General features: G+C 70.1%; 20 protein-coding genes and 2 tRNA genes. 14 read left to right on the forward strand and 8 right to left on the reverse strand.

Annotated features, from left to right (window positions below; genetic code table 11):
- Nucleotides 1-40 precede the first annotated feature (40 nt).
- A complete protein-coding gene (locus BLT28_RS29430) occupies nt 41-1033 on the reverse strand; it encodes an NAD(P)H-quinone oxidoreductase (RefSeq protein WP_030428092.1) in 993 nt (330 codons plus the stop codon).
- 227 nt (nt 1034-1260) lie between these two features.
- On the opposite strand from BLT28_RS29430, the gene BLT28_RS29435 reads away from it, so the two are divergent.
- Nucleotides 1261-2817, forward strand: a complete 1557-nt coding sequence (locus tag BLT28_RS29435; RefSeq protein ID WP_030428093.1) for a M28 family metallopeptidase — start codon at nt 1261-1263, stop codon at nt 2815-2817.
- Nucleotides 2818-2858: 41 nt separating this feature from the next.
- Here BLT28_RS29435 and ypfJ read toward each other — a convergent pair whose 3' ends face one another.
- Nucleotides 2859-3779, reverse strand: coding sequence for a KPN_02809 family neutral zinc metallopeptidase (ypfJ, locus tag BLT28_RS29440; protein ID WP_030428094.1), 921 nt, complete (start codon nt 3777-3779; stop codon nt 2859-2861).
- Nucleotides 3780-3867: 88 nt separating this feature from the next.
- Here ypfJ and BLT28_RS29445 point away from each other — a divergent pair, with 88 nt between their 5' ends.
- Genes BLT28_RS29445 through BLT28_RS29455 form a run of 3 tightly spaced genes read left to right on the forward strand, consistent with a single transcriptional unit; the run spans nt 3868 to nt 6760 of the window.
- Nucleotides 3868-5028 (forward strand): alpha-hydroxy-acid oxidizing protein, encoded by a 1161-nt coding sequence (locus tag BLT28_RS29445; RefSeq protein ID WP_030428095.1) that lies wholly within the window; start codon nt 3868-3870, stop codon nt 5026-5028.
- 11 nt (nt 5029-5039) lie between these two features.
- Nucleotides 5040-6191: an endonuclease/exonuclease/phosphatase family protein gene (locus BLT28_RS29450; RefSeq protein ID WP_030428096.1), complete on the forward strand. Its 1152-nt coding sequence runs from the start codon at nt 5040-5042 to the stop codon at nt 6189-6191.
- Nucleotides 6188-6760, forward strand: a complete 573-nt coding sequence (locus tag BLT28_RS29455; RefSeq protein ID WP_030428097.1) for a GNAT family N-acetyltransferase — start codon at nt 6188-6190, stop codon at nt 6758-6760. Before BLT28_RS29450 ends, BLT28_RS29455 begins: the two co-directional genes overlap by 4 nt.
- Here the strand turns inward: BLT28_RS29455 and BLT28_RS29460 are convergent.
- Nucleotides 6757-8142: an NAD(P)/FAD-dependent oxidoreductase gene (locus BLT28_RS29460; protein WP_030428098.1), complete on the reverse strand. Its 1386-nt coding sequence runs from the start codon at nt 8140-8142 to the stop codon at nt 6757-6759. The two genes, BLT28_RS29455 and BLT28_RS29460, sit on opposite strands and share 4 nt — an antisense overlap.
- An 89-nt stretch (nt 8143-8231) precedes the next feature.
- Nucleotides 8232-9968, reverse strand: coding sequence for a bifunctional metallophosphatase/5'-nucleotidase (locus BLT28_RS29465; RefSeq protein ID WP_052407001.1), 1737 nt, complete (start codon nt 9966-9968; stop codon nt 8232-8234).
- Between the two features lie 182 nt (nt 9969-10150).
- Between BLT28_RS29465 and BLT28_RS29470 the strand changes: the two genes are divergently transcribed.
- From BLT28_RS29470 to BLT28_RS29480, 3 genes are all read left to right on the forward strand, one after another.
- Entirely contained in the window at nt 10151-10582 is a 432-nt protein-coding gene (locus BLT28_RS29470) for a MarR family winged helix-turn-helix transcriptional regulator (RefSeq protein WP_052407047.1), read from the forward strand.
- Nucleotides 10583-10620: 38 nt separating this feature from the next.
- Nucleotides 10621-10705: transfer RNA gene (locus tag BLT28_RS29475), tRNA-Ser, on the forward strand.
- Nucleotides 10706-10841: 136 nt separating this feature from the next.
- Nucleotides 10842-11636, forward strand: a complete 795-nt coding sequence (locus BLT28_RS29480; protein ID WP_081900106.1) for a lysophospholipid acyltransferase family protein — start codon at nt 10842-10844, stop codon at nt 11634-11636.
- Here the strand turns inward: BLT28_RS29480 and BLT28_RS29485 are convergent.
- Nucleotides 11575-12024 (reverse strand): Lrp/AsnC family transcriptional regulator, encoded by a 450-nt coding sequence (locus BLT28_RS29485; RefSeq protein WP_030428102.1) that lies wholly within the window; start codon nt 12022-12024, stop codon nt 11575-11577. The genes BLT28_RS29480 and BLT28_RS29485 overlap by 62 nt on opposite strands.
- A gap of 92 nt (nt 12025-12116) precedes the next feature.
- Between BLT28_RS29485 and BLT28_RS29490 the strand changes: the two genes are divergently transcribed.
- From BLT28_RS29490 to BLT28_RS29500, 3 genes are read left to right on the forward strand one after another with little or no spacing between them, the layout of a single operon-like run.
- Nucleotides 12117-12944, forward strand: a complete 828-nt coding sequence (locus tag BLT28_RS29490; protein ID WP_030428103.1) for an LLM class flavin-dependent oxidoreductase — start codon at nt 12117-12119, stop codon at nt 12942-12944.
- Nucleotides 12941-13357: a nucleoside deaminase gene (locus BLT28_RS29495; protein ID WP_030428104.1), complete on the forward strand. Its 417-nt coding sequence runs from the start codon at nt 12941-12943 to the stop codon at nt 13355-13357. Before BLT28_RS29490 ends, BLT28_RS29495 begins: the two co-directional genes overlap by 4 nt.
- Before the next feature lie 38 nt (nt 13358-13395).
- A complete protein-coding gene (locus BLT28_RS29500) occupies nt 13396-13815 on the forward strand; it encodes a VOC family protein (protein WP_030428105.1) in 420 nt (139 codons plus the stop codon).
- Between the two features lies 1 nt (nt 13816).
- Here the strand turns inward: BLT28_RS29500 and BLT28_RS29505 are convergent, their stop codons facing one another.
- Together BLT28_RS29505 and BLT28_RS29510 are read right to left on the reverse strand one after the other, a co-directional pair.
- On the reverse strand, nt 13817-14269 hold the full coding sequence (locus tag BLT28_RS29505; RefSeq protein WP_030428106.1) for a hypothetical protein: 453 nt from the start codon (nt 14267-14269) through the stop codon (nt 13817-13819).
- A gap of 3 nt (nt 14270-14272) precedes the next feature.
- Nucleotides 14273-14731: a hypothetical protein gene (locus BLT28_RS29510; protein ID WP_156050640.1), complete on the reverse strand. Its 459-nt coding sequence runs from the start codon at nt 14729-14731 to the stop codon at nt 14273-14275.
- Nucleotides 14732-15104: 373 nt separating this feature from the next.
- Between BLT28_RS29510 and BLT28_RS29515 the strand changes: the two genes are divergently transcribed.
- Nucleotides 15105-15623 (forward strand): hypothetical protein, encoded by a 519-nt coding sequence (locus BLT28_RS29515; protein WP_030428108.1) that lies wholly within the window; start codon nt 15105-15107, stop codon nt 15621-15623.
- A gap of 78 nt (nt 15624-15701) precedes the next feature.
- Here the strand turns inward: BLT28_RS29515 and hisC are convergent, their stop codons facing one another.
- Nucleotides 15702-16754, reverse strand: a complete 1053-nt coding sequence (gene hisC, locus BLT28_RS29520) for a histidinol-phosphate transaminase (RefSeq protein ID WP_030428109.1) — start codon at nt 16752-16754, stop codon at nt 15702-15704.
- A gap of 164 nt (nt 16755-16918) precedes the next feature.
- Between hisC and BLT28_RS29525 the strand changes: the two genes are divergently transcribed.
- The 3 genes from BLT28_RS29525 to BLT28_RS29535 all read left to right on the forward strand — a co-directional run bounded on the left by BLT28_RS29525 (nt 16919) and on the right by BLT28_RS29535 (nt 20061).
- A complete protein-coding gene (locus BLT28_RS29525; RefSeq protein ID WP_030428110.1) occupies nt 16919-17623 on the forward strand; it encodes a dienelactone hydrolase family protein in 705 nt (234 codons plus the stop codon).
- 60 nt (nt 17624-17683) lie between these two features.
- Nucleotides 17684-19669, forward strand: coding sequence for an acetoacetate--CoA ligase (locus tag BLT28_RS29530; RefSeq protein WP_030428111.1), 1986 nt, complete (start codon nt 17684-17686; stop codon nt 19667-19669).
- A gap of 302 nt (nt 19670-19971) precedes the next feature.
- Nucleotides 19972-20061: transfer RNA gene (locus BLT28_RS29535), tRNA-Ser, on the forward strand.
- Nucleotides 20062-20089: the final 28 nt, after the last annotated feature.

Consider the following 20089-nt stretch of genomic DNA (forward strand, 5'->3'; position numbering starts at 1 on the left):
CACGCGCCGGGCTGTGGATGAGGGCTGTGGAGAACGGCGGTCAGGAGCGGACGACGAGGATGATCTTGCCGATCACGCCGCCCGCCTCCAGGATGCGGTGGGCGTCGCCCGCGTCCTTCACCGGCAGCTTGGTGTGCACGACGGGCTGCACCTGGCCGGAGGCGATCAGCGGCCACAGGTGCTTGCGGACCTGGGCGACGATCTCGCCCTTGCCGTTGCGGCCCTCGACGGGGCGGCTGCGCAGGGCGGTCGCGAACACCGAGGCCCGCTTCGTCAGCAGGGAGCCGAGGTTGAGCTCGGACTTCACCCCGCCCTGGAGTCCGATGACCACCAAGCGGCCGTCCTGGGCCAGCACCTCGACGTTGCGCTCGAAGTACGCGGCGCCCATGTTGTCCAGCACCACGTCCGCGCCGCGGTCGCCGGTGCCCTTGCGCACCACCTCGACGAAGTCCTCGGTGCGGTAGTTCACCGCGATCTCCGCGCCCAGCTCCCTGCAGCGCTCCAGGCCGGTGTCGGTGCCCGCGGTGACGGCGACCCGCGCGCCGAGCGCGCGCCCCACCTGCACGGCGAAGGTGCCGATGCCGCCCGCGCCACCGTGCACGAGCAGCGTCTCGCCCTCGCTCAGACCGGCCTTCATCACCAGGTTCGACCAGACGGTGCAGGCCACCTCGGGCAGGCCCGCCGCGGTCACCAGGTCCACTCCCTGGGGGACGGGGAGCAGCTGCGCGGCGGGCACCACAACCCGTTCGGCGTAGCCGCCACCGGCGAGCAGGGCGCACACCTGGTTGCCGACCTTCCAGCCGCCCACCTCGGGGCCGACGGCCATGATCGTGCCGGAGCACTCCAGGCCGAGCACCTTGGACGCACCGGGCGGGGGAGGGTAGAAACCCTTGCGCTGCAACAGGTCGGCGCGGTTGACCGCTGTTGCGGTGACCTCGACGAGCACCTCACCCTTTCCCGGCTTCGGGTCGGGCAGCGGCGCCCATCTGAGCACCTCGGGACCACCTGGTTCACGGATCACGATCGCCTGCATGGCGTCGACGCTATCGGCAATCGGCGCAAGCTCGTGCCCCGCGCAGCGACCATCACCCGACCCGAGTCGCGATAAGACGGTTACTCGAGCGAGACGTGCTCTCCGGCAGAGGTCGGCGGTACCGGTGCGGCTGCTTGGCCTAGCCCAGACGGCCGGATAACCCCTTGAACAGGCAGGACGCGCCGACGAGGGTGTCGCCATTGGGCGGAACTAATTCAGGAGCATGCATGCGTTCACCCCGTACGGCTCTCCGAACATCCCTGGTCGCGACCGCGGTGTGCGCGGGGCTGGCGATCAGCTCCGCGTCGGCGGGCGCGATCCCCGGCCCCGCGGCGCCCGGCGGCGCGATCGACGGACCCGCGCTGGCCAAGCAGCTCGACCGCAAGGTCACCGTCGACAACGTGCACCGGCACCTGCGCGCCCTGCAGCGCATCGCCGACGCCAACGGCGGCACCCGCGCCGCGGGCAGCAAGGGCTACGACGCCAGCGTCGACTACGTCGCGGGCAAGCTCCGCGAGGCGGGCTTCGACGTCACCACGCCGACCTTCACCTACGACCACGAGATCATCGACGCCGGTGTGGTGGACGCGGGCGGCGTGAAGGCCGCGGCGGACCCCCTGGAGTACTCGCCGAACACCGCGGTGGGCGGCCTCAGCGGTCCGCTGGTGGTCGTGCCCGAGGACGGCAGCCCCGGCTGTGAGACCAGTGACTTCGCCGGGCTCCCGGTCAGCGGCGCGGTCGTGCTGATCCGCCGCGGCGCCTGCTCGTTCGCGCAGAAGCAGCTCAACGCGGCCGGGCTCGGCGCCAAGGCCGTTGTCATCTCCGACAACAGCGACAGCGGTCCGGACGGCTGGACCCTCGGCGACGCGGCCAGCGCGAAGATCCCGACCGGTGGGGTGAGCAAGGCCGAGGGCACCGCGCTCGCGGCCAAGGCGGGCACCACGACCACGGTCGACCTGCGCGTGCACATCGAGGCGCGGCCCAGCCGCAACGTGATCGCGCAGACCCGCACCGGCCGCGCCGACAACGTGGTGATGGCCGGGGCGCACCTGGACAGCGTCGACGGTGGCGCGGGCATCAACGACAACGGCTCCGGCTCGGCGGCGCTGCTGGAGACCGCGCTCCAGCTCGGCGGCACCGCGAAGGTCAAGAACGCGGTCCGCTTCGCCTGGTGGGGTGCCGAGGAGCTGGGCCTGGTCGGCTCGACCAAGTACGTCCAGGGCCTGACCTTCGAGCAGCAGCTGGACATCGCGCTCTACCTGAACTTCGACATGGTCGGCTCGCCGAACGCGGCGTACTTCGTCTACGACGGCGACGACTCGGACAAGACCGGCGCCGGGGCCGGCCCGTACGGCTCCGCGCAGATCGAGAAGACCTTCGTCGACTACTTCACCAACCGCGGCGTTCCCAGTGAGGGCACGGACTTCTCCGGCCGCTCCGACTACGGCGAGTTCATCAAGGTCGGCATCCCGGCCGGTGGCCTGTTCACCGGCGCCGAGGGGATCATGACCGCCGCGCAGGCCGAGAAGTGGGGCGGCCAGGCGGGTGTCGCCTACGACAAGTGCTACCACCAGGCCTGCGACAACCTGGGCAACATCAACCGGGCGGCGCTGAACCGGAACTCCGGCGCCATCGCCTGGTCGGTCGGGGTCTACGCGACCAGCACCGAGGACGTGAACGGCGTTCCCTCGCGCGCGGCCCGCAAGGACGCCAGGCTCGCGGCGCTGCGCTCGGCGCCCGCGGCGAAGGCGGCCAAGCACGCGCACGACCACGTCACGGCCTGATCAGCCGGCGCGGCCCCGGGTGTTCGCCCGGGGCCGCGGCCTCAGCCAAGATCGTTGGTGCGGAAGGTGTCGCAGGCGGCCGGGTTGCCGGTGCGCAGGCCCGTGGTGAACCACTTCTGCCGCTGCTGCGAGCTGCCGTGGCTGAACTGGCTCGGGTCCACCCGCCGCCCGCCCAGCTGCGACTGGATGAAGTCGTCGCCGATCCGGGCCGCGGCGTCCAGCGCGCCGTTGATGTCCTGCTGGGTGACCTGGGTGATCAGCGGCTTGCCCGAACTGGTCGGCGTCGTCGTGGCGTGGTTGGCCCACGCGCCCGCGTAGCAGTCGGCCTGCAGCTCCAGGCGCACCGATCCGGAGGTCGGCCCGGTCGCGTTCCCGCGCACCTGCCGGGAGGTGCCGAGCAGGTTCTGCACGTGGTGGCCGTACTCGTGGGCGAGCACGTAGGCCTGGGTGAACGTGCCGCCCTGGGCGCCGAACTTCTGCCGCAGCTCGGTGAAGAAGCCGAGATCGATGTAGACCTCGGAGTCCGCTGGGCAGTAGAACGGCCCGACGTCCGAGGTGGCGCTGCCGCACCGGGTGTTCACGCCGCCGCGGAAGAAGTTGGTCGGCACGGCCTGGTAGGTCCGCCCGGAGGAGGCGAACTGCTGCTTCCAGTAGCCCTGGATCGAGTTGATCACCGCGACCAGCGCGCAGTCCTGCTTGGTGTTCGCGTCGGCCCCGGTCCGGCACTCCTCGGCCAGCCTGGAGTTGTCCACCCGGCCGCCCTGCTCCACCTGGTCGAGCCCGAAGCTCGGTGTCGCGGGCAGTTGCACCCCGCCGAACTGGGAGAACAGGAAGTAGATGACCAGGCCGACGATGCCGAGACCGCCGCCGCCGATGGCCACCCGGCCGCCGACGCCGCCGCCGGAGCCCCGGAGGTCCTCCACCTGTGAGACGTCCAGATCGGCGTCCTCGTTGAACCGCACCTTGCCTCCACGCGCGATGTCCCCCAGCGCTGACGAAGATAGGCGAACCGCCTTCCCTGTACCCGGTGCGAGGGGTAGACATACCCCGGTGGGCCACTTCGGGGACTTCCAACAGGAGATCTACGCCGACACCGGCGAAGGGTTGCCGATCACCTACGACGGCTTGGAGCGCGCGGCGGAGAGCGCGATGTCGGCCCAGGCCTTCGCCTTCGTCGCCGGAGCCGCGGGAACCGAACGCACCGCGCGCGCCAACCACAGCGCCTTCGACCGGTGGCGCCTGGTGCCCCGGATGCTCCGCGACGTCTCCCGGCGCGACCTGTCCACGACGCTCTTCGGCACCCCGATGGCCGCCCCCGTGCTGCTCGCACCGGTGGGGCTCAACAGCATCGTGCACGACGACGCGGAGCTGGCCCCCGCCGCGGCGGCTGCCGCGCTCGGGCTCGTGCACGTCGTGTCCACCTGTTCGACCACCCCGATGGAGAAGATCGCCGGCGCGGAACCGGAGGGGCGTCGCTGGTTCCAGCTGTACTGGCCGCGCACCGACGAGCTGGCGAAATCCCTTGTCACACGGGCGGAACGGGCCGGTTACGAGGCGATCGTGCTCACCGTGGACACCAGTGCGGTGTCCTGGCGGCCCCGCGACCTCGGCTACCGCAACCTGCCGTTCCACAGTGGACAGGGGATCGGGAACTACCTCACCGACCCGGTGTTCCGCGCCGGGCTGGCCGAACCGCCGGAGTCCAGCGAGGACGCCCTGCGAGCCGCGATCGCCGAGTGGTCCCGGCAGTTCGGCAATCCCGCACTGACCTTCGCCGATCTCGCGCGGCTGAAGTCCTGGACGAGCCTTCCCCTTGTGGTGAAAGGGATCTGTCACGCCGAGGACGCGCGCGCCGTTGTCGACGCCGGAGCCGACGGGATCATCGTGTCCAACCACGGCGGCCGTCAGGTGGACGGTGCGCGCGCCGCGCTGGACTGCCTGCCCGACGTCGTCGGCGCCCTCCCCGGCAGGATCCCGGTGCTCTTCGACTCCGGGATCCGGTGTGGTGCGGACATCATGGTCGCCCTGTCCCTCGGCGCGTCCGCCGTCCTCGTCGGCAGGCACTGGGTCTACGGGCTCGGTATCGCCGGGCGGCAGGGCGTCGAGCACGCCATGCGCTGCCTGCTCGCCGAGTTCGACCTGATGCTCGCGCTCTCCGGCTACGCCGACCCTGCCCAGTTGGACCGCACCAGTGTCGTGCGGGAGTCCTGAGGAGTTCGAAGTTGTTCCGTCGCAGTCTCGCCGCCGCGCTCGCCGTGGTGGTCCTCGCCGCTCCAACGGCCCACGCCGAGCACAAGCCCACGACCCGCTTCGCCACGTTCAACGCGTCGCTGAACCGCGCGACCGAGGGCGAGCTGCTGGCGAACCTGTCCACCAAGGACGATCCGCAGGCGCGCAAGGTCGCCGAGGTCGTCCAGCGCATCCGGCCGGACGTGTTGCTGCTCAACGAGTTCGACTACGTCTCGGGCAACAGGGCGGTGGACGCGTTCCGCCGCAACTACCTCGAAGTCGGCCAGCAGGGCGCGAAGCCGATCGAGTACCGCTACTCCTTCACCGCTCCCGTCAACACCGGCGTGCCGACCGGCGTCGACCTCAACAACGACGGAAAGATCGGCGGCGGGGAGGACGCGTACGGCTTCGGGCTGTTCCCCGGGCAGTACGGGATGGCGGTGCTCTCGAAGTACCCGATCGACACCGGGGCGATCAGGACCTTCCAGAAGTTCCGCTGGGCGGACATGCCGAACTCGTCGCTGCCCAAGGACTTCTACTCCGAGCAGGCGCAGGCTATCCTGCGGCTGTCCTCGAAGTCGCACTGGGACCTGCCGATCCGCCTGGACCGCAGGACCGTGCACTTCCTCGTCTCGCACCCCACTCCGCCCACCTTCGACGGCCCCGAGGACCGCAACGGCAAGCGCAACCACGACGAGATCCGCTTCTGGGCCGACTACGTCAACCCCGGCAAGGGCGGTTACATCTACGACGACGCGGGCGAGCGCGGCGGGCTGGCCAAGGGGCCGTTCGTGATCGCCGGTGACCAGAACGCCGATCCCGTCGACGGGGACAGCGCCAACCTCCCGGCGAAGCTGCTCCTCAACGCGCACAAGGTGATCGACCCGATGCCGCACAGCATCGGCGCCGTCGAGGCCGCACTGGTCCAGGGCGGCGCGAACAAGGACCACCGCGGTCCCTCCTGGCAGGACACCGGTGACTTCGACGACAAGAGCCCCGGCAACCTGCGCATCGACTACGTGCTGCCGTCGTTGCCGCTGATCCCGGTGCGCGCCGGGGTGTTCTGGGAGCCCAGCCACTCGCCGCTGGCCCGCCTCAACGACGCCTCCGACCACCACGCCGTGTGGGTGGACGTGATCGGGTGAGCCGGCAGCTCGTCACCACGTGGTCGCTGCACCAGACCGACCCTGACGGTCTCCGTCAAGCACGACCGCCCGCGGAACCGGTCGACCTGGTGCGGGTGGACGTGCCCAGCCCGGAGTTCAGCCGTTTCCTCTACACGGCGGTCGGCGGGGACTGGCACTGGACGGATCGCCTGGGGTGGAACCACAAGCGCTGGTCGGAGTGGCTGGAGCGGCCCGGTGCCGAGACCTGGGTGCTGTGGTCGCGCGGCACCCCGGCCGGGTACGTCGAACTGGACGCCCAGCCGGAGGACCAGGTCGAGATCACCTGCTTCGGGTTGCTGCCCGGCTTCCTGGGGCGAGGACTCGGCGGGCACATGCTGCACGAGGCCGGGGTCCGCGCGTGGAACCTCGCGCAGCGCTGGCCGCAGCTGCGGCCCACCAAGCGCGTGTGGGTGCACACGTGCTCGCTGGACGGTCCCGCGGCACTGGCCAACTACGAGGCGCGGGGCTTCGAGGTCTTCCGCGTCGAAGAGGAGATGGTGGAGGTCGCCGACAAGCCGATCGGACCGTGGCCGGGCGCCAGGGACTAGCCGAGGCCCAGCACGGCGCGCTCGTGCTCGGTCAGCGGCGGCTCGGCGAGGCCGGTGCCCCGCGGCCTGCGCATGGCCTGGCGGAGGATCTGCGGTGCGAGCAGCCGGCTCGGCGAGCCGGTCAGCTCGAACACCGAGATCTGAGCGGCGACGATCTCCCGTGAGTCCATGGCGGCGCGTTGCAGGCGGCGGTCGTACGCCTGCACCGCGCGGTCGAGCACGGTGACGTTGGTTCCCCTGGTGCCGCGGAAACGGATGTCGTAGCGCCGCGCCATCGACCAGACCGGATTCGTCGCCCGCGCCACGGCCTTCTGCGCGAGCCGTGCTGTGCTCGGCGCGATTCCTTGCTGTGCAAGCACTCCGTGCAGGGCGAGGGCGCCGAACGTCGCCACGGTCATCCCGTGCCCGTAGACCGGGTTGAACGAGCAATGCGCGTCGCCGATCGCCACGAACCCCTCCGGAGCCGGGCGCAGGCGGTCGTAGTGGCGGCGGCGGTTGTCGGTGAGGTCGTAGCGGTACAGCCGGGACAACGGCTCGGCGCGGTCGATGATCGTGTCGAGGAGCGGGTTCTTGAGGCCGCGGACGAACTCGTGGAACGCCGCGTCGTCGGACGGCGGAGTGACTCCGCGTCGACAGGTGACGGTGAGCATCCACCGGCCGTCCTCGACGGGGAGCAGCAGCGCGCCCGCGCTCGGCGTCTCGCTCGCCGGATCACTGCTGATCATGACCGTCGGGAAGCTGCGCTCCGCTCCCGGCAGCGCGCGGAAGACCTTGGTCACGTAGACCAGGCCCGGATCGACGAGCTCCTCGCGCACCTGGGAGATCCCGATTCCGCCCAGCCACTTCGGCGCGTGCGAACCGCGCCCGGTCGCGTCGACCACCAGGTCAGCGGCGAGATCTTCGAAGGCCTTGGTCTCGCGTGAGCGCAGCCGCGCTCCGGTCACCCGGCCCGCGTCCCCGGTCAAGCCGATCACGTCGGTCGCCTGGCGGACGGTGACGCGCGGGTTCCCCAGCACCCGGCCACGGATCTTCCAGTCCAGCAGCCGCCTGCTGACGCTGAGGAAGGTCTCCATCCGGTCGTAGCGCGGCAGCCAGCCCGCCGGGGTGTGGATCAGCACGTCCTCCGGGTTGCGCATCCGGCGGGCGCCCGCGTCGACCAGCTCCTCGACGACGCCGGGCAGCAGGCCGTCCAGCGCGGCCACGCCGCCCCCGGAGAGCGCGTGCGTGTGCCTGCCCTGCGGCAGTCCGGTGCGGTCCTCCGGAGCTTCCGGCAACCGGTCCCGCTCGATCACCGTGACCTCGTCGAGGTGCCGTGCCAGTACCGTCGCGGTCAGCATTCCGGCGTGCCCGCCGCCGAGGACCAGTCCGTGCCGTGCGCCCATCGACCCGAAGCTAGCGGGGCCGGAAACGCGAAAGGACGCCTTGAGAGCGTTTCCACCTACTCAGGGCGTCCTTTGCCCGACTCGGGTGACTACTTCGCGGTGATCCGGTCCGTCGCCGGGGGAGCCGCGTTCGGCTTGAGCTTGAGGTACTCGAGGAACGCGTCCAGGTCGATCGCGCCGCCGGTCAGCTCGGCGCCCTTGGACAGCTCGGTGAAGCCGTCGCCGCCCGTCTGCAGGAAGTTGTTCACCGTCACGCGGTACTTGGTCTCCGGCTGGACCGGCTGACCGGCCACGGTGATCCCGGAGATCTTCGAGCCCCTGGGCGCCGAGGCCGTCCAGGTGTACTTCAGCGTGCTGGACGGCTGCAGGATGCGGGTGATCGGCGCGCCGTCCGGCCCGGTCTGGAACTGCTGCTCCAGCACGGCCTTGAGCTGAGCTCCGGTCAGCGTGATCGTCTGCAGGATGTTGGCGAAGGGCTGCACCGTGAACGCCTCGCCGTAGGTGACAACGCCGTCGCCCTCGTTGGCGCTGGAGCCCTTGAAGACCAGGTCCGCGCGCACACCGCCGGGGTTCATCAGCGCGAGCTGCGCGCCGGCGGCCTTGGTCAACTCCAGCTGCGCGTCCGCGATCATGTTGCCCAGCGGCGACTCGCCGGAGGGCGCCGCCGCCCGCATCACGTCGGCGCTGATGGTGCCGACGGCGCGGTTGGCGATCGGGGCTGCCTTGGCCTTGGCCTCGTCCACCAGCGACTTGGTCGCCTTGTCCTCGGCGACGTCGCGGGTGACGACGTGGTTGAACGCCTTCACCGAGGACCGGTCGATGTCCCGGGTGAGCCAGTCGATCTTGGCGTCCACCACGGACAGGATGCGGCCGAAGGACGCGCCCTGCAGCACCGGGCGCGGCTTGCCCGCCGGGTCCTTGATGGAGCACACGTACTGCTGGTGGCTGTGCCCGGTGAAGATCGCGTCGACCTTCGCGGAGGCGCGCTCGGCGATGGCCCGCGCGGGGCCGGGCGTGGTCCGGCAGTCGTTCGGGCCGCCGCCCTCGGTGTTGTCACCCTGGTGCAGCAGCACGACCTGGGCCTTGACGCCGAGGCGGTCCAGCAGGTTCGCGGTCCGGTCGATCGCCTTGACCTCGTCCTCGAACTTCAGCCCCTTGACGGCGTCGGCGGTGACGACGGTCGGCAGGTCCTTCAGCGGGACGCCGATGATGCCGACGGGCATCGGACCGGAGAACTCGACCGAGAACGGCATCAGCGCGGGCAGGCCGGTCTTCTCGGAGATCATGTTGGCGGCCAGCATGGGGAACTTGGCGCCCTTGAAGGTCTTGCGGAACTGGCAACCGTCCTTCGGGTGGCAGCCGCCGTGGATCATCCGCTTGAGCTCCTGGAAGCCCTCGTCCAGCTCGTGGTTGCCGACGGCAGAGGCCTTGACGTCCAGCGAGTTCAGCAGCTCGATCGTCGGCTCGTCGTGGAACAGCGCCGACACCGCGGGCGAGCCGCCGATGTTGTCGCCCGCGGACAACACGATCGAGTCGCGTGCCTGGCGACGCAGATCCCGCAGATGGGTGGCAAGGTAGGCCGCCCCACCCGCGTCGACGGTCTTGCCGTCGGAGAGGGTGATCCGGCCCGACGAGCCGGACGGCGGCTCCAGGTTGCCGTGGAAGTCGTTGAAGGCGATCAGGCGAACATCGCTCGTCCAATCGCGCGGGGTGGCGGCGGCGGTCCCGCTCGTGCCTGCCACCAGTGCGGCGGCGGCGAGTGCGACAACCGCCACGGCGCGGGCGCGCCGGTGCTGCCGGGTCGCCGACCGGGTGGTCGTGGTCATACTTGCGTCCTCCTCCAGGCGCCTCCTGGGCGCACGGGCGAGGAGTGTGCCCGCTGCCGCCCGCCGACACCAGGTCAAACGGTTACATCACGATGAAGGGCAGATACCGGGTGGGTACGCATAGCCTTGACGGCGTGACGCGGACTGCCGACGCCGAGCCGCGCTGGCTCGACGACAAGGAGATGCGCGCGTGGCGCGCCTACATCGTCGGTTCCCAGATGCTGTCATACCGGCTGCACCGGGAGCTGCAGGAGAACCACAACCTGGCCCTGGCCGACTACGAGATCCTCGTGCGGCTCTCCGAGCAGCCCGGCCTGCGGATGCGGATGAGCGTGCTCGCCGGTGAGATGGCCTCGTCCAAGAGCCGCCTCTCGCACCAGATCGGCCGGATGGAACAGGCGGGCCTCGTGGTCCGCACCGAGTGCTCCAGCGACGGCCGTGGCGTGTTCGCCGAGCTGACCGACAAGGGCGTGGGCGTCCTGCGCACCGCGGCCCCGACCCACCTCGACGGCGTCCGCAGCCACCTGATCGACCTGCTCACCGACGAGGAGCAGGCCGTGCTGGCCAGGGTCTTCGAGCGCGTTGACGAGCACCTGCGCGGCCAACGAAACTGATCTTGACTGCTCGGGTTAGGCTGCCCGTGCACGACGAGGGAAGTGTGGCAGAGCGGCCGAATGCACCCGCCTTGAAAGCGGGAGACCTGAGAGGGTCCGGGGGTTCAAATCCCTCCACTTCCGCAGAGGTTGACCAGCAGGAACAGGGGACCGGTGCCAGCGCGGGGTGCGCGCGGCACGGGTAACCGTTGTGGAGATCTGAGCCGGGCGGACACGTCGACGTCAGACGGGGTTCAAGCACACCGGCCACAGTCGACGCATGACGGCGCACGCCTGGATGCCGCAGTCTCCGTGCGGGATGAGATGCCTGCAAAGCGAGGACACGGTCTCGCCACCGCGACGCGCTCTGCGCCTGCTGGCCCTGGTCGCGGTGCTGCTGACAGGTCCCCTGTCCGGTGGCCGCAGGTGGTGGTTCAGGGCGGTGCTGCGGGCGCTGGGCGCCAAGCTGAGAGTCCTTGGCGAGCCCGAAAAGCAGTCCGGAGTGCTGGTGGTCGGCAATCACACCTCCTGGCTGGACATCGTCGCGGTCAACGCGGTGCAACCGGCGCGTGCGCTGGCGAAGCGGGAAGTGGGCGAGTGGCCGGTGATCGGCGCGCTGGCCGCCAGAACGGGGACGGTCTTCGTCGATCGGGCGAAGCTGTCGACGTTGCCCGCGACGGTCGCGGAAGTGGCCGAGGTGATGCGCGGCGGCGCGGCGGTGAGCGTGTTTCCCGAAGGGACGACGTGGTGCGGCCGCGAATCCGGGCTGTACAAGCCTGCGGCGTTCCAGGCGGCGATCGACGCGGGAGTGCCGGTGCGCCCGCTGGCGCTGCGTTTCGTGGTGGGTGGCAAGCCCACAACGGCGGCTTCGTTCCTCGGCGAAGAGACGTTCCTGACGGCCTTGCGGCGCACGGTCGCCTTGCGCGGGCTGGAGATCGAAGTGCACGTGCTCCCGTTGATCAGCACGGCTGGGCGAGAGCGCCGGGGGCTGGCCGCGGAGGCGGAGGCGGCGGTCAGGACGGTCGCTGAGGGCCCCGATAGGGCAGCGTCTGGCTGTAGACCACATTGGTCGTAGTGCTCCCGAAGCGGGCGAGATCGTCGATGATCTCCTCCAGGTGCTCCATGGAGCCCGCGGCCACCTTCAACGTGTAGCAGTCGTCGCCCGTGGTGCGCAGGCACTCGAGGATCTCCATGCGTTCACCGAGCAGGTCGCGCAGCGGTTGGTGCTGGCTGCCCGGGTACTTCAACCGCACCAGGGCGAGCACGGGGTAGCCGGTTTTCGGCAGGTCGACGGTGGCGCGGTAGCCGGTGATCACGCCTGCGGCCTCCAGGCGCTTCACCCGCTCCGTGGTGGCGGACGCGCTGAGGTTCACCCGGCGGCCCAGTTCGGTCAGCGGGATGCGGCCGTCGCGTTGCAGCTCGACCAGGATCTCCCAATCGGTCGGGTCAAGACTCTCGGTCATCCGCCGAAAATACCGGGAGATCCACGGCCGACCGCGCTTAACGCCGTGATGAATCTCTTCAGTCAGCCGCCCCGGCTTCCTAGGCTTGAGCTGTGCAAATCGGTGTGAACGTGCCGAACTTCGGCCCCGGTACGGATCCCGGCGTCCTGCGGGCGTGGGCCCGGACCGTCGAGGGCCTCGGCTTCGACCTGTTGATGATGTCCGACCACGTCGCGGTGACCCCTGATGTCGCCGACCAGTACCCGGCTCCGTTCTACGAGCCGTTCACCACGTTGTCCTGGCTTGCCGGGATCACCGACCGGGTCCGCCTGGGCACCACCGTGGTCGTGGCTCCGTACCGCCATCCGCTGCTGCTGGCGCGCATGGCGGCGAACCTCAACGAGCTCAGCGGTGGACGCTTCATCCTCGGCGTCGGAGTCGGCTGGGCGCGCCAGGAGTTCGCCGCGCTCGGAGTGCCGTTCGAGCAGCGCGGCCGGCTCACCGACGAAGCCCTCCGAACGCTTCGCGAAGAGTGGGCACACGTAGATGACTACGGCACCGGGCGAATCCCGATCTGGGTCGGCGGCAACAGCGATGCCGCGCTGCGTCGCGCCGTGCGCTTCGGCGATGCCTGGCACATGTTGCGGTTCACCCCGACCTGGATGCGCGCCGCAGTGGCGAAACTGCCCGAGACGGGAGCCCCGGCGCTGGCACCGCGCATCGCGCTGCGACTGACCGACGAGCCGGTGCACGACGCCGATCGCCTTGCGGGGGAAGGAACCGCCGAGCAGATCGCGGCGGACATCGCGGAGCTCCGGGCGCTCGGTGCCGAGACCGTGCTGCTCGATCCGTTCAACGGCGATCCCCGCGAGACGCTGCGACCCGAGACCGCGTGGCGGGCGCTCGCCACCGTTGCCGAGATCCGGAAGGACCACCTGTGAACGAGGACTTTCTTCGCCGCGCCATCGAACTCGCCCGCTCCGCACGAGAGGGCGGGGACCCGCCGTTCGGCTCGTTGCTGGTCGGCCCGGACGGCGCGGTGCTCGCGGAGGAGCGCAACAGCTCGATCACCGACTCGGACATCACCGCGCACCCCGAGCTGAAGCTGGCCAGGTGGGCCGCTCGCGAGCTCGACCCGGACACCGCGGCGGGAACGACGATGTACACCAGCTGCCAGCCCTGCGGGATGTGCCAGGGCGCGATCGCGCGGTCGGGCCTGGGCCGCGTCGTGTTCGCGTTGTCAACCGAGCAGCTGCTCGGCCTCAAGTCAGGTGGCGATTTCCCTGTGGTGCCAACGGAAGGACCGGCGCTCTTCGAAGAAGCGAAAGCCGCCGTCGACGGCTACTACGACTGAGGACACTGGCTGTCCTAGTTGGCTGTCAGGGTCGTTCCATGACCCGATCGACACGCCCCGCGACCCTGCACGCCTACCTCAGCTACCGCGACGCCCCGGCCGCACTTCGTTGGCTGGAGCGGGCTTTCGGCTTCGAGACCACCATGGAGTTCCCTGACGACAAGGGCGGCATCGCGCACGCCGAACTGCGGCGCGAGAACGTGGCGATCATCGTGTTCAGCGAGGACGGTGCAGGCTACGACCGGTCCGCACAGCGCGGTCCCACGGTCGGGCACGGTCTCTACATCAGCCTGGCCACGGAGGAAGCGGTCGACGCGGTGTACGCCACGGCCATCGCCGGAGGCGCCACGGAGGTGTGGCAGCCGGAGAAGACCGAGTGGAACTACCGCTGCCGCGTGCTCGACCCCGAGGGCTACGAGTGGACGTTCGGCATCCACGTGCCTGGCGCGGCGGGCTGAGTCAGCGGCGGAACTGGTTGCGGTGCTTGCGCCCGACCGCGCGGGCCCGCAACACCAGGTCGTCGACGACCTCGGGGCTGGTCAACGGCGCCTCGCCGGTCTCGGAGCAGCAGCTGGGCCGGGTGCGTTTCCAGCTCGGCGGCGGGGTCACGCCCGCCAGCTCGTAGAGCCGGTCGTAGACGTTGCGGCCGGGGTCGCCGTCCTCGTGCGGGCCGACCAGCAGCACCCACGCCGATGACCGGTTCTCGAACGCCACCACCACGCGATCGTTGCCCCGCAGGTGTTTCACGCACAGGCGGGGCAGCGGTTCCGGGCCGGTCACGCGGTAGCCCAGTGCGGCGCAACCACGGCTGGCCAGGTCGTCGAGGAACGTTTCGTAGGCCTTGCGGGCGGGACCGCGCAGACCGGCTACCTGGGAGCTGGCGAGCCAGGTCTCGGTCACCTTCACCGGCACGTCTCAGCTGTCCGCCTTCGCCTGCCGCACGACTCTGCCCTGGCCGCGGTGCATCTGGTCGATGCTCTCCGTCAGGTCCTCGCGGTCCAGCAGCGCCTGGTCGCTGAGCCGCCGGTACACCTCGTCGAGCAGGCCCCTCGTCTTGCCCGCCCGGCGGAGGTCGGTGACCAGGTGCAGCACCTCGTGCAGCCGGGCCGGGTCGAGCAGCATCCTCGGTTCCGTGCTGAGCACGGTCAGCACGCCCTCGTGCGCCCACGCGCGCACCGTCTTGTCCGTCATGTCCAGCAGCGCGCCCGCGACCACCGGCCGGACCGGTGGCACCTTGGCCAGGATGCGGTCCGCGACGTCGACGAGCTTCTTGCGGCGGTGATCGTCCAGTGGCAGCGACTCGGCCACTTCTTCGATGTCCTCGACCTGTTCGAACAGGTCCATCAGCTGGCGGGTCTCCTCGGTGACCGTCATGATGACCTCCCCGTCCGGATGCACTACCGAGTATGCGCCTGTTTCTCGGTAGTGGTCAAGGTGCTCGCCTCCCGGGTTTCGGGGGGTGCCGAAGTGACAAAAATATGAATGTGGAGGGACGCTCGCCTTTGGTGCTCGGCTTGATGTGCCCTTGAGCTGCATTCTTCGCGAACGGAGTAGCGAATGTCGGTTCCGCTCCGTGACGACGGGGTGGCGCTGCGTTTTTGCGCCCGGATCAATGAGTGCCGATGCATCTAGTCCGAATAATGTCAATATGGTTGTGATTCGCTGGCCTGCTTAGCCTCTTCTTCACTGGGGAACCGAGGTCCCACCCCCTGTAGCGGACCTCGGTGTGAATACATCAGGAGAGCTAATGCGATTCAAGACCGCGGTGGCGTCGACCGCACTCGCATTCACCGCGACGATCGCGCCCGCCGCACTCGGCATCGGCGCGCAGGCCCTTGCCGCCTGCCCGGAAGTGGGCCAGGTCTACTACTCGATCTCCAACGGCGCGAAGGCGTGGCGAGCCACCAACCTGCGCAGCGACTACCTGACCGGCCCCGGGGCGATCAGCTACACCAAGACCGCCACCTCGGAGACCAACGCGTCGCTGACCGGGACGACGACGGCGGAGGCCGGGGCGATCTTCGCCAAGGCCAGCGTCTCGCTCGGCGTCCAGGTCGGCAAGAGCTGGTCGAAGAGCGACTCCTGGTCCTATCGCGCCGACGTTCCCGCAGGGCAGACCAGGCGTCTCCAGCAGTACAAGGAAGCGCGTTCTTTTACGGTCAAGAAGACGACCATCGTCGCCCCCTGCAATGTCAAGACCGTGTGGACCAAGAATGTTGTCGCTCCGGTCAAGAACAATAACTTCTTGTGGAAGCTCACGACCTGACACACTGAGAGCGGAGTGGGGCGATCGGTGGCGGTCGTCCCACTTTTCGCACCCGTCCCCGGAAGTGATCGACTCCGGCTACCCGGCCGAGAACGACCGGGCCGCCGCGAGGAACAGGTCGTTCTCCTCGGGAGTGCTGATCGTGACGCGCACGCCCTCGGGGAACTGGCGCACGACGAGCTTCTGCTCCAGGCAGTGCGCGTTGAACGCCGCGCCGCGCTCGGCCAGCGGCAGCCACACGAAGTTGGCCTGCGTCTCCGGCACGTCGTAGCCCATCGACAGCAGTTCGCCGCGCACCCGGTCGCGCTCGCCGGAGATCATCCGGCAGCGCTCCATCAGCTCGTCCTCGGCGTCCAGCGAGGCGATCGCCGCGGCCTGCGCGATCATGTTGACGCTGAACGGAACGCAGACCTTGCGGATCGCCTCGGCCACCTCCTCCGGCGCGTAGCAGTAGCCGACCCGCAGGCCCGCGAGGCCGTACGCCTTGGAGAAGGTGCGCAGCACCGCCACGTTGTCGCGGTCGCGGGCCAGCTCGATGCCGTCCGGCACGTCCGGGTCGGTGATGAACTCCTTGTAGGCCTCGTCCAGCACGACCAGCGGGCCCTTCGGCACGGCGTCGAGGAAGCGCTCCAGCTCGGCGCGCCGCAACGTCGTCCCGGTCGGGTTGTTCGGCGTGCACACGAAGATCAGCCGGGTGTCCTCGGTGATCGCGGCCAGCATCGCGTCCAGGTCGAGCGCGTGTGCTCCGGTCAGCGGAACCCGGATCGCCCGTGCGGCGCCGATCTGCGTGACGATCGGGTACGCCTCGAAGGACCGCCACGGGAAGAGCACGCCCTCACCGGGACCGCACATGGCCTGCACCAGCTGCTGGCACAGCGCGACCGAGCCGCAGCCGACCGCGAGCCTGCCGGGCTCGATGGAGAACTTCGCCGACAGCCGGTCCACCAGGGCCGTCACACCCATGTCCGGGTAACGGTTCACGCCCGCGGCGGCTTCGGCGATCACTCCGCGCACGCTGGGCAGCGGGCCGAGGGAGACCTCGTTGCTGGCCAGTTTGATCGCGCCCGGGATCGTCCTGCCGGGCTGGTAGCCGGGCAGTGTCTCCAGGTCAGGGCGGGTCCGCACGGTCATCGCCGCTCCTCGTAGCTCCGTTGCTGGCTGAACACCCGAAGATGAACCTAATGCACGAGCGCGCCGACGCGGTCGGCCGGATTTCCACTGAGCGGCCCGGGGTTGTTGCTCCGTATGGTTGGTCACGTTGACTGGTGTTCACCCCCACGTGATTGGCTGGCTTTATGACGCAGACCCGCACCGAAACGCTCCAGCTCACCGACGGCAGCGAACTCCGCTGCACAGTCGCGGAACCGGACACGGCGGTTCGTGGCGGTCTTGTCCTGCTGCACCAGGCGAGGGGTGTCACCGACGCGATCCGCGACGTCGCGGCGAGCCTGGCTCAGGAGGGCTGGCTGACCATCGCGCCGCACCTCTACCACCGGGACGGCGACGACCAGGTGCACGACCCCGAGGACGCCGAGAGCATCCTCGACCAGGTCAGCAGGCTCTCCGCGGACTCCGTGCTGGCCGACACCGACGCGGCCTTCGTCTGGCTCGCCCAGCAGGGCGTGGAGTCCGACCGGATGGGCGTCGTCGGCTTCGGCATCGGCGGTTCGGTCGCCCTGTTCGTGGCCACCAGCCGCAGCCTCGGCGCCGCGGTCACCGTGGCGGGCGCGGGCATCGTCTCCGCGCTCTCGCCGAACCTGCCGCCGCTGGTGGAGGTCGCGGGCGAGCTGACCTGCCCGTGGCTGGGCATCTACAGCGAGCAGTACGCGATGATCCCGCGCGAGGACGTGGAGAAGCTGCGCGACGCCGCATCCTCGGCGAAGGTCGCCACCGACGTGGTCGTCTACTCCGGCCCGATCGACCCGCACGCCGAGGACCCCCGCGCGGCGGCCGAGACCTGGCAGCGCATCCTCAACTGGTTCGACTCCCACCTGCGCTAGCCGCCCGGCGTGTGGGGCGCAGCGCTGGTTCTTCGCCTGCCGATGAGTTAGGAAGCAGGCATGAGCGAGAACCTCACCGCCGAGGAGCCCGAGCTGCTGTGGCGACCCGACCCCGACCGGGTCGGTGCCACCAAGATCGCCGCGTTCCGCGCGTGGCTGCGCACCGAACGCGACCTGGACCTGCCGGACTACCCGGCGCTCTGGCAGTGGTCGGTCGACGACCTCGCCGGGTTCTGGGGCGCGTTCGCCGAGTTCGCCGGCGTGCGCTTCCACGACCGCCCCGCCGCGGTGCTCGAGGACGAGCGGATGCCGGGGACCCGGTGGTTCCCCGGCGCCACGCTGAACTACGCCGAGCACGCGCTGCGGGGCGGCGAAGGCAAGGGCGACAACGACATCGCGGTGATCTTCGCGCGCGAGGACGGGTTCGAGACCACGCTGACCCACGGGCAGCTGCGCGCGGAGGTCGGGGCCGCCCGCGCCGGGCTCGTCGAGCTGGGCGTGCGCAGGGGCGACCGCGTCGCGGCGCTCGTGCCGAACTCGCCCGAGGCGCTGATCGCCTTCCTCGCGGCCGCGAGCCTCGGCGCGACCTGGTCCTCCTGCTCCCCGGACTTCGGCGCCCGCGCGGTGTCGGACCGCTTCACCCAGATCGAGCCGACCGTGCTCATCGCGGTCAACGGCTACGTCTACAACGGGCGGAAGTTCGACACCCGGTCCACTGTGGACGAACTGCGGCGGGGCATCCCGAGCCTCAAGGCGACGGTGCTCGTGGACTACCTCGGCACCGGCGGCGAGCTGGCGGACACCGTGGACTGGCGGGCGCTGCTGGACCGCAACGCCGGTGCGGCGCCGGAGTTCGAGCCGGTGCCCTTCGACCACCCGCTGTGGGTGCTCTACTCCTCGGGCACCACCGGCCTGCCCAAGGGCATCGTGCAGGGGCACGGCGGGATCGTCCTCGAACACCTCAAAGCCCTTGCGCTGCACTGCGATCTCGGCCCGGGGGAGCGGTTCTTCTGGTTCACCACCACCGGCTGGATGATGTGGAACTTCCTGATCTCCGGCCTGATGGCGGGCAGCACGATCGTGCTCTTCGACGGCAACCCGGCCCACCCCGACCTCGGCGCGCTGTGGCGACTCGCCGAGCGGCACCGGATCACCTTCTTCGGCACCTCGGCGCCCTACATCCAGTCCTGCCTCAAGCGCGACCTGAAGCCCGCGCGGGAGCACGACCTGGCGGCACTGCGGGCGCTGGGCTCCACCGGCGCCCCGCTCTCGCCTGAGGGCTTCCGCTGGATCATGGACGAGGTCGGCGACGTGCAGATCGCCAGCGTCTCCGGCGGCACCGACCTGTGCACCGCCTTCGTCGGCGCGGCGCCCGAGGTCCCGGTGTGGCTGGGGGAGATCTCCTGCCGGATGCTCGGCGCCGCCGTCGACTCCTTCGACGAGGCGGGCGAACCCGTCTCCGACGAGGTCGGCGAACTGGTGATCACCAAGCCGATGCCGTCGATGCCGGTCTCGTTCTGGAACGACCCGGACGGCACGCGGCTGCGTGAGGCGTACTTCGAGACCTTCCCCGGCGTGTGGCGGCACGGCGACTGGATCCGGATCACCCCGCGCGGCTCCTGCGTGATCTACGGGCGCAGCGACTCCACCCTCAACCGGGGCGGCGTGCGGATGGGCACCAGCGAGTTCTACCGGGTCGTCGAGGGCTTCGACGAGGTGCTCGACTCGCTGGTGATCGACACCTCCGGGGCGGGCGGGGGCGATGGCGAGCTGCTGTGCTTCCTGGTGCTGGCCAAGGGGATCGCGCTGGAGGACGTGGAGCCCCGGCTGCGCACCGAGCTGCGCGCCCAGCTCTCGCCGCGGCACGTGCCGAACCAGTTCGTCGCGGTGGCCGACGTGCCGAGGACGCTCAACGGCAAGAAGTGCGAGGTGCCGGTGAAGAAGATCCTGACCGGCACGCCCGCCGACCGCGCCGTGAGCAGGGAGGCGCTGAGCAACCCCGAGGCGCTGCGCCCCTTCGAGGAGCTGGCGCGTCACCGCTCGTGACGTGCTCCTCCACCCGTTTGGGCGTTGCCTCGCCCGGTCGGCCCTGGAAGCTTCTCCGCATGGCCTTGGACGAGCAGGACCACTGCGGGCACACCCCGGACCCGGACGGCTACGGCGAGATCGGCCGCCCGGGATCGGGATTCGGCACGGTCGACTCCGACCGCGAGGAGACGTAGCGCCGTGGGGCGCCGGAGGAGTCCGGCGCCCCCTCTGACCTGCTCGAACGCAGTCAGGGGACCCCCGTTTTGCTTTGCGCTGGACGCTCTGTGTAAGGTTTACCCCGGCGGTCAGAGATGGCCCCGGGAGGCTTCGCCTAGTCCGGTCTATGGCGCCGCACTGCTAATGCGGTTTGGGTTTATCGCCCATCCCGGGTTCAAATCCCGGAGCCTCCGCAAGGTCTCACCCCGGTGGGGCCACAAC

The sequence above is a fragment of the Allokutzneria albata genome, assembly GCF_900103775.1.
In the GTDB taxonomy this organism is placed as follows: domain Bacteria; phylum Actinomycetota; class Actinomycetes; order Mycobacteriales; family Pseudonocardiaceae; genus Allokutzneria; species Allokutzneria albata.

What these genes read in the sequence shown, in the direction of transcription:
- BLT28_RS29430 (WP_030428092.1), bottom strand. Translation starts at nt 1,033, where the DNA reads ATGCAGGCGATCGTGATCCGTGAACCAGGTGGTCCCGAGGTGCTCAGA.
- BLT28_RS29435 (WP_030428093.1), top strand. Translation starts at nt 1,261, where the DNA reads ATGCGTTCACCCCGTACGGCTCTCCGAACATCCCTGGTCGCGACCGCG.
- BLT28_RS29460 (WP_030428098.1), bottom strand. Translation starts at nt 8,142, where the DNA reads ATGGGCGCACGGCACGGACTGGTCCTCGGCGGCGGGCACGCCGGAATG.
- BLT28_RS29465 (WP_052407001.1), bottom strand. Translation starts at nt 9,968, where the DNA reads ATGACCACGACCACCCGGTCGGCGACCCGGCAGCACCGGCGCGCCCGC.
- BLT28_RS29470 (WP_052407047.1), top strand. Translation starts at nt 10,151, where the DNA reads ATGCGCGCGTGGCGCGCCTACATCGTCGGTTCCCAGATGCTGTCATAC.
- BLT28_RS29480 (WP_081900106.1), top strand. Translation starts at nt 10,842, where the DNA reads ATGACGGCGCACGCCTGGATGCCGCAGTCTCCGTGCGGGATGAGATGC.
- BLT28_RS29485 (WP_030428102.1), bottom strand. Translation starts at nt 12,024, where the DNA reads ATGACCGAGAGTCTTGACCCGACCGATTGGGAGATCCTGGTCGAGCTG.
- BLT28_RS29500 (WP_030428105.1), top strand. Translation starts at nt 13,396, where the DNA reads ATGACCCGATCGACACGCCCCGCGACCCTGCACGCCTACCTCAGCTAC.
- BLT28_RS29510 (WP_156050640.1), bottom strand. Translation starts at nt 14,731, where the DNA reads ATGACGGTCACCGAGGAGACCCGCCAGCTGATGGACCTGTTCGAACAG.
- BLT28_RS29515 (WP_030428108.1), top strand. Translation starts at nt 15,105, where the DNA reads ATGCGATTCAAGACCGCGGTGGCGTCGACCGCACTCGCATTCACCGCG.
- hisC (WP_030428109.1), bottom strand. Translation starts at nt 16,754, where the DNA reads ATGACCGTGCGGACCCGCCCTGACCTGGAGACACTGCCCGGCTACCAG.
- BLT28_RS29525 (WP_030428110.1), top strand. Translation starts at nt 16,919, where the DNA reads ATGACGCAGACCCGCACCGAAACGCTCCAGCTCACCGACGGCAGCGAA.
- BLT28_RS29530 (WP_030428111.1), top strand. Translation starts at nt 17,684, where the DNA reads ATGAGCGAGAACCTCACCGCCGAGGAGCCCGAGCTGCTGTGGCGACCC.